This window comes from Nonomuraea sp. NPDC050691, assembly GCF_040654455.1.
Classification (GTDB): domain Bacteria; phylum Actinomycetota; class Actinomycetes; order Streptosporangiales; family Streptosporangiaceae; genus Nonomuraea.
This window is the reverse complement of sequence record NZ_JBFAIA010000230.1, coordinates 1-10973: the sequence shown is the minus strand read 5'-3', so window position 1 is coordinate 10973 and position 10973 is coordinate 1. Positions and strand designations below refer to the sequence as shown.

Annotated in this window: 11 protein-coding genes; 6 read left to right on the top strand and 5 right to left on the bottom strand. The window is 73.4% G+C overall.

The window, feature by feature from the left end; all coding sequences use genetic code 11:
- Both dnaE and AB0H81_RS40830 read right to left on the bottom strand, forming a co-directional pair.
- Nucleotides 1-3821 (bottom strand): DNA polymerase III subunit alpha (gene dnaE / locus AB0H81_RS40835; protein ID WP_358386604.1); only part of this gene is annotated, 3821 nt, incomplete at its 3' end.
- A complete protein-coding gene (locus tag AB0H81_RS40830; protein ID WP_358386596.1) occupies nucleotides 3821-4087 on the bottom strand; it encodes a DUF6504 family protein in 267 nt (88 codons plus the stop codon). The genes AB0H81_RS40830 and dnaE, both read right to left, overlap by 1 nt.
- A 198-nt stretch (nucleotides 4088-4285) precedes the next feature.
- Between AB0H81_RS40830 and AB0H81_RS40825 the strand changes: the two genes are divergently transcribed.
- Entirely contained in the window at nucleotides 4286-5980 is a 1695-nt protein-coding gene (locus tag AB0H81_RS40825; protein ID WP_358386593.1) for a serine/threonine-protein kinase, read from the top strand.
- A 28-nt stretch (nucleotides 5981-6008) separates the two neighbouring features.
- Here the strand turns inward: AB0H81_RS40825 and AB0H81_RS40820 are convergent, their stop codons facing one another.
- Nucleotides 6009-6596, bottom strand: a complete 588-nt coding sequence (locus AB0H81_RS40820; protein ID WP_358386590.1) for a TetR/AcrR family transcriptional regulator — start codon at nucleotides 6594-6596, stop codon at nucleotides 6009-6011.
- A gap of 139 nt (nucleotides 6597-6735) precedes the next feature.
- Between AB0H81_RS40820 and AB0H81_RS40815 the strand changes: the two genes are divergently transcribed.
- From AB0H81_RS40815 to AB0H81_RS40800, 4 genes are all read left to right on the top strand, one after another.
- Entirely contained in the window at nucleotides 6736-6942 is a 207-nt protein-coding gene (locus tag AB0H81_RS40815; RefSeq protein WP_358386602.1) for an ATP-binding cassette domain-containing protein, read from the top strand.
- Entirely contained in the window at nucleotides 6902-7075 is a 174-nt protein-coding gene (locus AB0H81_RS40810) for a hypothetical protein (RefSeq protein WP_358386588.1), read from the top strand. The genes AB0H81_RS40815 and AB0H81_RS40810 overlap by 41 nt, the downstream gene beginning before the upstream one ends.
- Nucleotides 7066-8019 (top strand): virginiamycin B lyase, encoded by a 954-nt coding sequence (locus AB0H81_RS40805; RefSeq protein WP_358386585.1) that lies wholly within the window; start codon nucleotides 7066-7068, stop codon nucleotides 8017-8019. Before AB0H81_RS40810 ends, AB0H81_RS40805 begins: the two co-directional genes overlap by 10 nt.
- Before the next feature lie 81 nt (nucleotides 8020-8100).
- The gene (locus AB0H81_RS40800) at nucleotides 8101-9048 is read left to right on the top strand and encodes a quinone oxidoreductase (RefSeq protein ID WP_358386582.1); all 948 of its coding nucleotides are present in this window, start codon (nucleotides 8101-8103) and stop codon (nucleotides 9046-9048) included.
- Here AB0H81_RS40800 and AB0H81_RS40795 read toward each other — a convergent pair.
- Complete coding sequence (locus tag AB0H81_RS40795) at nucleotides 9038-9667, bottom strand: low temperature requirement protein A (RefSeq protein WP_358386599.1); 630 nt, start codon at nucleotides 9665-9667, stop codon at nucleotides 9038-9040. The two genes, AB0H81_RS40800 and AB0H81_RS40795, sit on opposite strands and share 11 nt — an antisense overlap.
- A gap of 68 nt (nucleotides 9668-9735) precedes the next feature.
- Between AB0H81_RS40795 and AB0H81_RS40790 the strand changes: the two genes are divergently transcribed.
- Entirely contained in the window at nucleotides 9736-10362 is a 627-nt protein-coding gene (locus tag AB0H81_RS40790) for a LysE family translocator (protein ID WP_358386580.1), read from the top strand.
- Between the two features lie 21 nt (nucleotides 10363-10383).
- On the opposite strand, the gene AB0H81_RS40785 is transcribed toward AB0H81_RS40790, so the two are convergent.
- Nucleotides 10384-10866, bottom strand: coding sequence for a helix-turn-helix domain-containing protein (locus tag AB0H81_RS40785; RefSeq protein WP_358386577.1), 483 nt, complete (start codon nucleotides 10864-10866; stop codon nucleotides 10384-10386).
- Nucleotides 10867-10973: the final 107 nt, after the last annotated feature.

Below are 10973 nucleotides of genomic sequence, written 5' to 3'. Positions count from 1 at the left end.
GTGAGCACCTTGGTCAGCCACGCCTCGGGCGTCTCGATCCGTTCCCGGTCCGCAGCATGCCAGCGCAGGTACGTGTCCTGCACCGCGTCCTCCGCCGTCGGGCCGGAGCTGCCCGGGCTCGCGTGCCACAGCCGGCGCGGCGGCGACGTGACCGCCGGGCCGAGATCGGAGTACGGCGAGAGCCTGAAGCCGTTGGCGTACTCGATCGGCCGGCCGCCGACGCCGCCCCGCGGCTCCGCCTCACGGGCCATCAGCGCCCGGACCGCCTCGATCCCCTCCGAGCGCCACACCCGGTCGAGGTCGGCCAGGCTCCAGCAGTCCACCGCGCGCAGCGAGACCGCCCGCGTGCCCGTGCGTCGGACCACGCCCTTGGCCACCAGCAGCCACGCCCCGAACACCGTGGCCGCGCACCTGCCCTGCACCGACTCGAAGAACGTCAGGTCGACCGGTCCCGTCGAGTCGTCGAGCGTGGTGAAGATGACCCGCTGCCCCGAGCGCACCGCCGGCGTCTGCGTGGCCACCTTGACGCCCGCGACCAGCACCTCGGCGCCGTTGCGCTGCCGCAGCAGTTCCTTGGAGCGCACCACGCCGAGCGCGTCGAGCAGCTCGTCGTGGAAGCTGATCACGTGGCGCGAGACGTCGATGCCGAGGATCTCCAGCTCGGCCTCCACCATCTCGGCCTCGGTCATCTCGGGCAGCTCACCCGGCGGCACGTGCTCGCCGAACCCCAGCGGAAGCTGCACGGCCGCCGCCTCACCCTCGTGCCCGCCGCCCGGAGGGGCGGCCCCGGCCGGGGCGTAGCGCCGGGAACGGCCGGCGGTGGCGTGCCCCACGCCGGCGGAGGCGCGTTCCAGGGCGCCCACCTGGGCGACGAGGTCGCGGCGGGTCAGGCGGCCGGGCCGCCAGCGCCCGCCCGGCCCGCCCGGGCTCAGGCCGTGCAGCGCGTCCATCCCGCCCACCTGCACGATCCGCTCCATGATCGGCCGCGACGGCCGGGCGCGGTCCCAGAAGTCCGCGAGCGACGTGTACGGCTGGCCCGCGACCATGCGGTCCACCTCCGCCTCGCTCACCCCCTTGACCGCCGAGAACGGCACCCGCAGCGCGTACCCCTTGCCCAGTTCCTCGGCCTTGAAGGGGACGCGCCGGGGCTTCTCCGCGGGGGCGTCCCCGTCCAGGGCGCCGGCCGGGACCTGGAGCCGCAGCGGCGGGCGCGGCCCGAGGCGCTCCACCCGCCAGTCGCGGCCCGACCTGTTCACGTCGAGCGGCAGGATGGCGACCCCGCACTGCCGGGCCTCGTCGATGATGACCCGCTGCGGGTACATGCCGGGCTCGTGCGTGAGCACCCCCGCGAAGAACGCCGCCGCGTGGTGCCGCTTGAGCCAGGCCGACTGGTACGTGGGCAGCGCGAACGCCGCCGCGTGCGCCTTGCAGAACCCGAACCCGCCGAACGCGTCGAGCACCTTCCAGGCCCGCTCCACGGTCGCGTCGTCGAACCCGTTCGCCCTGGCCATCGGCATGAACGTCTTGCGGACCAGCTCCCGCCCCTCGGGCGTGCCCAGCGAGCGCCGCAGCATCTCGGCGAACGACAGGTCGCGGCCGGTCATCGCCGCGATGACCTTGAGCACCTGCTCGTGGAAGACCACGACGCCGTGCGTCTCCTTCAACGGCTCGCGCAGCCGCTCGTGCGGGTAGTACGCCGCCCGCCACCCGTGCCTGGCCTCCAGGTACGGGGTGACCATGTCGGAGTTCACCGGCCCCGGCCGGAACAGCGAGATGTCCACGATCAGGTCGTGCATCGCGCGCGGCTCCAGCTTGGCGACCAGCTCGCGCTGGCCGGGCGACTCGATCTGGAAGCAGCCCAGGGTGCGGGCGGCGCAGATCATGTCGTAGGTGTCCTGGTCGTCGTGCGGCACGTACCGCACCTCCGCGTCCCGGGGCTCCCGCTCCTCCGCGGGGGCGCTCTGCTCGTCCAGCCGGACCGTGACGCCGTCAACGCGCTCGATCTCGCCCAGCGCGTACGCCATCGCCGACTGCATGCGCACGCCCAGAACGTCCAGCTTGAGCAGCCCCGCCTCCTCCACGTCCTCCTTGTCGAACTGCGACATCGGGAACCCCAGCAGGCTGCGCTCCACCGGCGTGCGGTCACGCAGCCCGGCGTTGCCGATCAGCACCCCGCACGGGTGGAGCGCGATGTGCCGGGGCAGCCCGTCGAGCTTCTCGGCCAGCTTGAACACCCGGTCCAGCCCCGCCTCCCCCAGCCTGCTGTCGCGCAGCTCGGGCAGGTCGCTCAGCGACGCGGTGATCTGCTTGGCCCGGATGTGCGGGAACGCCTTGGCGATCGCGTCGATCTCGTACGGGGGCAGCCCCATCGCGCCCGCCACGTCGCGGATCGCGCTGCGGGCCCGGTAGGTCTCCATCATGGACACGCAGGCCACGCGCGCCTCGCCGTACCTGTCGAAGATGGCCTTGTAGCAGTCGAGCCGGCGCGCGGACTCCACGTCGACGTCGATGTCGGGCAGCCCGACGCGGCCCTCCGACAGGAAGCGCTCCATGAGCAGGCCGTGGTGCAGGGGGTTCACCTCGCCGATGCCGATGAGGTAGTTGACCAGGCTGCCCGCGCCGGAGCCGCGGATGGCGCACCGGACGCCCATGCCCCGGATCATGTCGGTGATGTCGGACACGGCGATGAAGTAGCCGGACAGGCGCTTGCGCTCGATGATGGCCATCTCCTCCCGCAGCCGCTCCCCCGCCTCGCGCGAGCGGGCCAGGCCGCGCGCGGCCATCCCGTCCTCCACCCGGCGGCGCAGCAGCGGCACCGGGTCGGCGCCGATCTCGGGCAGGTGCAGGGCGGGCGGGTCGCCGCGCAGCGCGAGCAGCTCGCCCGGGTCCATCACGCACTCCTCCGCGACCCTCCGGGTGGCGCGCAGCAGGGCGGCGACCCGGCGCGTGTCGGAGCCGCAGATCTTGGCGGCCACCCGGGCCATGTCCTTGGAGCCCTTGAGGTAGGCGTGGGAGGTGGTGCGTTCCAGATGGCGCGGGTGCAGGGGGACGAGCTGGCGGGCCGCGTCGAGCACGTCGCCCACCTGGTGGTCGTCCGGGTCGAGGTACCTGACGGCGTTGGTGAGCACGGCGGGCACGCCGGCGGACTCGGCCAGGGCGAGCATGTGGACGGCGGTGATGGCGTCGCGGAAGCCGTACTGGTCGACCAGCTCGACCACCACCCCGGGCACCATGGAGCGCCACAGGGCGAGCAGCGCCCGGGCCCGGTCGTCGCGGCGCGCGGCCATCGCCCGCCCCACGTCGGACCGCGGGCCGAGCAGCACCACCAGCCCGTCGTCGGGGGTGTCGCCGGGGCCGGCCCACGCGGCCACCATCTCGCGGGTCACGCGGGGCTCGCCGCGCTCGCCCGCGTAGTGGGCGTCGGTGACCAGCCGGACGAGGCGGGACCAGCCGCCCGAACGGGCCAGCACGGTGATCCGGTCCTCGGCGTCGGCCCCGGTGCGGGGGCGATGCCGTTCACGGGCCGGGCGTCCCGGGGGTTCGAGGCCGTCCAGCGCGCCGCCCCATGCGTCGTCGAGTGTGTCGCCGAGGGCGCCGCCGGGTTCGGCGAGGGCGAGGCTGACGCCGAAGACCGGTCCGATCCCCGCGTCCGCGCACGCCTGGGCGTGCTTGACCGCGCCGTACAGACCGTCGCGGTCGGTCAGGGCGAGGATGTCCATGCCGTCGTCGGCGGCCCGCCGCGCCAGCTCGCGCGGGAACGCGGTGCCGTACCGCATCGAGTAGGCGGAGGCCACGTTGAGGTGCGGGAACGGCGCGGCCATCAGTCCCACGCCCTCATGAGCAGCCAGCCGCCGCTGGCGGTGTCGAACCTCAGCTCGTACGAGCCGGCCTCGCGCCCCGGACTGGCCTCGACCCGCCAGAACTGGCGCTCACCGGGATCGCCCTCCCGGACCTTCCACCACTCGCGCGCCACCACCCAGTGGTCGAGGACGCCGCGCACGAGGTAGAGCCGGTCGCGCCAGACGAACTGGCTGGGCTCGCCGTCGCGAGTCCACACCTCGATCGGATCGCCATAGAGTCTGCTCAAGACGCCTCTCCCCGCGGCTTTGTCGACTGTGTCCAGCCACCCGGGGGAAGGCGGGTGTTCTTACATATCGAACATATGTTCTTTGCGGCGCGGAGCGCAAGTCACTCACGCGTGCTCGGCCGGTGCGGGACAGCCGGCCGGCCTTGGGAGCCGTGTCGGCCCACCCGGACGAGGCCGATATCGGTAAGCTAACCCGCCGTGAGCGGTGAAACCTCCCACATCGGGCGCTACAGGTTGCTGAGCGTGCTGGGCAGGGGCGGGATGGGCACGGTGCACCTCGCCGAGGACACCGCGGGTCAGCGCGTCGCCATCAAGGTGATCAACCCTGAGTTCAGCCAGCACGACCAGTTCCGCATGCGCTTCCGCAGGGAGGCGGACGCCGCCAGGCGGGTGCGCAGGTTCTGCACCGCCGCAGTGCTGGAGGCGGACCTCGACGGCCAGCTCCTCTACGTCGTCACCGAGTACGTGCCCGGCCCCAACCTGGAGCAGGCCGTCGAGCAGTCCGGGCCGCTGCGCGGGTCCAGCCTCGACGCGCTGGCGGTGAGCGTGGCCACCGCCCTCACCGCCATCCACGGGGCCGGGGTGGTCCACCGCGACCTCAAGCCGTCCAACGTGCTGCTGTCGCCCGTCGGCCCCCGGGTGATCGACTTCGGCATCGCGCGGGCGCTCGACACGCTCGGCGGGGTCACGGGCACCGGCGAGATCGTCGGCACGCCGCGCTACATGGCGCCCGAGGTGCTGCGAGGCGACCCGGTGTCGGCGGCGTGCGACGTGTTCTCGTGGGGCTGCCTCGTGGCGTACGCCGCCAGCGGCAGGGCCCCGTTCGGCGGCGAGACGCTGCCGGCGATCGTCTACCAGGTGCTCAACACCGAGCCCGACCTGAGCCAGGTGGATCCGGGGCTGCGCGAGCTGGTCGCCGCGGCCCTGCGCAAGGACCCGGCGGCCCGGCCGACGGCGCAGCAGCTCCTCGACCACCTGGTGGGGCGCTCGGCGGCGCCGGAGCAGGCGGCGCGGACGGTGCAGCTGAGCTGGCAGCAGCCGGGGACGACGCCGTTCACCCAGCCGGGCGCCCCCGGTGTTCCCTACGGCGGCTCCGGAACCACGTACTCCGGGGCTCCCTACGGCGGCGGGCCTTCGGGCGGGCGCAGGACGGCGAGGTGGCGGCTGGTGGCCGGGATCGCCGCCGGCGCGGTCGCGCTCGCCGGTGCGGGCCTCACGGGATGGGCGCTGCTCTCGTCCGGCAGTCCACCCGAGGGCCCGGTGCTGCTCCAGGAGGACTTCACCCAGACCTCCGGCGGCTGGGGCGGCACCTACGACTCCGACGAGACCGCGTCCTACGGCTACCGGACCGACGGCACGTTCGGGATCGACGTGGAGGACACCTACGAGGAGCGCCGGATCAAGGCGCCCACGTCGTACCTCATCGCCTCGCCCACGGGCGCGCCGCTGCCGTCCAGCACGCCGACGCCGATGATGCCCATGAGCGTGGTCGTCGGCGTCACCGCCCAGGTCAGGCAGGTCGTGGGTGGCGGCGAGTACGGGGTGTACTGCCGCTCGGCCGACGACTCGACGTCGTACGAGTTCGGCCTGGACACGAAGGGGCAGGCCCGCATCCGGCGCGTCCTGGACGGCTCGGGCGGCACGCTGACGCAGCCCGTCAAGGTCGGCGGCCTGCCGGGCAAGGCTGCCCGGATCGAGGCGTCGTGCGAGCAGCGTGGGAGCGGGGTCCGGCTGACGATGTGGGTCAACGGCGAGCAGGTCCAGCAGGTGGACGACCCGAGCGGGCTCGGCAACGGGTACGTGGGGCTGTTCGCCCGCACGCCCAAGGGGGACGACTCGGTGCTGAGGATGTCGTTCGACGACTTCGAACTCCGCGGCCAGATGCAGACCTGACCCCGTTCCGGTTCGCCGACGGCTCCTGTCACAGGACTCCGGCGCGGGCGGCGGCCAGGGCGGCGTCGGCGGCCCGGTCGGCGTCTCGCCGGCTCACCGACTCGTGGGCGACGAACAGCCGGTAGTAGACGGGCGCCACCGCGACGCGGATCACCTCGCGGGCGTCGACCGTGACGGGCAGTTCGCCGCGCTCCACGCCCCGCCGTACGACCTGGGCCGACTGGTCGTGGCGGGCCTCGAAGAACGCGTGCAGCGCCCGCGCGGCCTCGGGGCTCTGCATGGCCGCCGCCACGAACGCCGACGAGACGGGCCCCAGCTCCGGATCCTCGAACCCGCTGCGCACCAGCTCCACGACCCCGCGCAGGTCACCTTCGACCGTGCCCGTGTCGGGGATCGGCCACGGCTCGCCGGCGGCCAGCTCCAGCGCGTCGGCGATGAGCCCTTCGACATTGCCCCATCGCCGGTAGACGGTCGTCTTGTGGACGCCGGACCGCTCCGCCACGTTCTCCACGGTCAGGCCGCGGAACCCGTGCTCGGCCAGCTCCGCGAGCGTGGCCTTCCGCACCGCGTCACGGACCCGCGCGCTCCGGCCACCGGGCCGTTTGGTCACTTCCAAAGACAACTCCTGTTGCTTTAAGCCCTCGCCTCTGCCACACTAAAGCTACACCCGTTGCGATTGGAGCTCCATCCTGACCATCCTGCTTCGAGAGATCACCAAGTCCTACGGCCACCGCAGGATCCCGTCCGGCGTGTCCATGTCCGTCCGGCCGGGCGAGCGCCTGGGCATCGTGGGCGAGAACGGCTCGGGCGAGTCCACGCTGCTGCGGGCGGGCGGAGACGCTCGACCTCAGGGTGGGCGCGCTGTCCGCCGGCCAGCAGCGCGGGCCGGCGCCGGCCCGGCTGGTCGCCGAGGAGCACGAGGTGCCGCTGCTGGACGAACCGACCAACCACCTGTCCCCTGAACTGGCCGAGGAACTCGAACAGGCACTCGGCCACTTCACGGGCAGCCTCGTGGTGGTCACGCACGACCGCGCCCTGCGGGAACGATTCCGGGGGACGCGGCTGGAAGTCTCAGGAGGACACGTATGTCACTGACCATGATCCCGCAGGGCGCCCCGTACGGCGTCGCGACCGGCCCCGACGGGGCGCTGTGGTTCACGCTGGTCCATCAGGGCATGGTGGGCAGGCTCGTACCCGGCGAGGAACCGGTCGTCCACCGCCTCGACCCGGCCGACGGCGGACCGACCGTGATCACGCCGGGCCCCGACGGGGCGATGTGGTTCACCGAGTTCCAGGGCGGCCGGGTCGGGCGCGTCACGGAGACGGGCGAGGTGACGTCCTTCGAGGTCGGCGCGCCGTACGGCATCGCGGCCGGACCGGACGGGGCGATGTGGTTCACCCAGTTGCAGGCCGACCGCGTCGGGCGGATCGCCGGCGACGGTACGGTGACCGAGTTCGAGGTGCCGGTGAAGGGCGGCATGCCCTCGGCGATCGCCGCTGGGCCGGACGACGCCCTGTGGTTCACGCTCAACCAGGGCGACGCCATCTGCCGGGTGGCGCTCGACGGGGAGATGACGGTCCACCGGCTGCCCACGTCCGGAGCCGCGCCCGTGGGCATCACGGCCGGGCCGGACGGGGCGCTGTGGTTCGTGGAGATCGGCGCCGGGCAGATCGGGCGCATCACCGTGGCGGGTGAGGTCACGGAGTTCCCGCTGCCCGACAGCGCCTGCCGTCCGCACGCCATCGTCTCGGGGCCGGACGGGGCTCTGTGGTTCACCGAGTGGGCCGCGGACCGCCTCGGCCGCATCACTCCGGAGGGCAAGGTGGACGAGTACGCCCTGCCGCCCCTCCCCCTGCCGGCCTCGCCGTCCTCATCTACCGCCTCGTCGTCCGCGTCGGTGGGGGCGGGCGGGCAGGGGGATACGGGGGCGGACGTCCGTACCGTTCGCGCCGAGCCGCATGGCCTGACGATCGGGCCTGACGGCGCCATCTGGGTGGCCCTCGAAGCGGGCGCCCTTGCCCGGGTCGAGATCCCGTGACCCGCCGGGAAGATCGCGAGGTCAGGGCCGCGGGCGACTCCCGGTGGAATCGAACGCCGGATTCCGAGGTTGTCTAGGGGCATGCGTGCCATAGTCATCTCCGCCAACGGCGGGCCAGAGGTTCTCGAATACGTCGAACGTCCCGACCCCGAGCCGGGCGAGGGCGAGGTGGTGGTGGACGTCGCGGCGAGCGGGGTCAACTACATCGACGTCTACCACCGCTCGGGCGCGTACCCGCTGGAGCTGCCCCGCACGATCGGCTCCGAGGGCGCGGGCGTCGTGTCCGCCGTCGGCGCGGGCGTGCGCGACGTCGCCGTGGGCGACACCGTGGCGTGGGCGAGCGTGCTCGGCAGCTACGCCGAGAAGGCCGTGGTGCCGGCCGGCCGGGTGGTGCCGGTGCCCGAGGGCGTGAGCGCCGAGCTGGCCGCCGCCGTGATGCTCCAGGGCATGACGGCCCACTACCTCACCCACTCGACGTACGCGGTGCGCGAGGGCGACGACGTGCTCGTGCACGCCGCGGCCGGCGGCATGGGGCAGCTCCTCACGCAGCTCGCCAAGCTCAGGGGCGCCAACGTGTACGGCACCGTGTCCACGCCCGAGAAGGAGAAGCTGGCCCGCGAGGCGGGGGCCGACGAGGTGCTGCGCTACGACGACTTCGCCGAGGCGCTGAGCGGCCGGATGCACGTGGTGTACGACGGGGTGGGCGCCACGACGTTCGACGGCGGGCTGAAGGCGCTGCGCCCCCGCGGGCTCATGGCCCTGTACGGCGCGGCCAGCGGACCGGTCCCGCCCCTGGACCCGCAGGTCCTGTCGCAGAACGGCTCCCTGTTCTTGACCCGTCCCACCCTGGTCCACCACATCGCGGAGCGGGAGGAGCTGCTCCAGCGCGCCTCCGACCTGTTCGAATGGATCCGCACGGGACGGCTGCGCGTCAACGTCTCCGCGCGCTACCCGCTGGCGGAGGCGGCGCGGGCCCACGAGGACCTGACGTCCCGCCGCACCACGGGCAAGCTGCTGCTCATCCCGTAACGGTCAGGCCGGTGAGGCCGCCTCCGCGGCGCCGCCGCGGGGGCGGTAGGCCACGCGCCACAGGGCGAAGAGGAGCAGCGGTCGCGGTGATGCCCGCCGTCATCGCGAAGTGCGCGGGCAGCGCGATGTACGGCTTGAGCCCGCGTTCGCCGGCGCCCGGGACGGCGGTCCGGACCCGGCGCTTGGTGCGTCCCACGGCCGGCCTGCGCCGCTCCCGCTGCTCCAGGCGCTCGGCCTGCTTCCGCATCTCGTCGACGAACCGCTCCGGCCTGCGGCTCTGCAGCACCGAGAAGGCCACGTCCAGCACGACGCCGAGCCCCCACATGACGTAACGGCCCGGCGGCTCCAGCCAGGTCGATACGAACCACGGCGCCAGCCCGGCCCCGAGCTGGGCCGCCGGCCAGGCCGTCATGACCGTGCCCGCGGCCTGCAGGGACTTGGAGACGCTGATGCGGCAGGCGATGTAGGCGGCGATGAACCAGCCGTCGTGCGTGCCGACGCCGGCGATCTCGTGCGCGACGTCGGGCGCCGCGGCCGCCATGACGGCGATGCCGAACATGCCGATCAGCATGCTGCGTGTGTGCGTCTGCTCCGCGCGGACGTTGGCGTAGAGCGTCAGCGACGTCCAAATGCTCCGCGGGGAGGGTGATCCGCTCCGTTCGAGATGCTTCGGTAGGGTTCGACACCATGGACATCGGTGCCTCCGTCGCGTCGTTCGCCGTGGTCGTCGCCCTGCTCACGGTGACGCCGGGGCTCGACACGGCGCTCATCCTGCGGACCTCTGTGGTGGCCGGGCGCCGCCCGGCCTGGGGCGTCGTGCTGGGCGTCCAGCTCGGCACGCTCCTCTGGGGCGGGCTCACCGCGGCCGGGCTGTCCGCGCTGCTCGCGGCCTCCCAGCTCGCGTACGACGTGCTGCGCTGGGCCGGCGCCGCGTACCTGGTGTGGATGGGGGTGCGCATGCTGCTCACCAGGGGCGCCGAGCAGGCGGCGCCCGAGAAGGAGGGGCGGCAGGAGACCCGCTTCCGCACCGGGTTCCGGCGCGGGCTGGTCACGAACCTGCTCAACCCCAAGGTGGGCGCCTTCTACGTGGCGATGCTGCCGCAGTTCATCCCCGATGACGCCCCGCACGCCGTCATGGGCCTGCTGCTGGCCGGCGTGCACGTGGCCGAGGGCCTGGCGTGGAGCACCGTGCTCATCGGGTTGGCGACGCTGATGAGCGGAGTGCTGCGCACGGCCCGGGTCAGGCGGGTGCTCGACCGGGTCACGGGCGTGGTCATCGTGGGCTTCGGTCTGCGCCTGGCGATCGACAGGTGAGACAGGCGACGGGCGGCCCGTTCAGGCCCACGGCCACTCCAGCAGACGCGCCCCCAGGACGGCCGTCTCCAGGGTGAAGCGCTGCGTGGGGTCGTCCGGGGAGAAGCCCGTGAGGCGGCGCACCCGTTCGAGGCGGTAGGTGACGGCACGGGTGCTGATGCCGAGCCGGCGCGCGGCGGCCGTCTGGTTGCCCTGAGCGGCGAAGACCGCCTCCAGCGTCTCCAGCAGCGGCCCGTGCCCGCCGCGCGCGGTCAGCAGGGGGCTCAGCACGCTGGTCACGAGGTCCTCCATCGCGGCCCGGTCGCGCAGCAGGACGGGGAAGACCAGCAGGTCCGCGGCCTTGACCACGTCGATCGTGAGCCCGAGCCGGTCGGCGAGGTCGAGGGCGGAGGCGGCCTCGCGGTACGAGGTCACCACGCCACCCGGGCCGCGCTGCGGGCGGCCGACCCCGACCCGCCAGCCCGTGGCGAAGCGGGAGCGCACGTGGTGGGTGAACTCCCCCACCGCCGCCGTCAGCGTGCGCCCGGCGCACGACCTCGCTGAAGCGCTGCTTCGCCTCCTGCAGCTGCCAGACGCTCATCAATGCCTCCAATCTGGACAGACTGGACAGA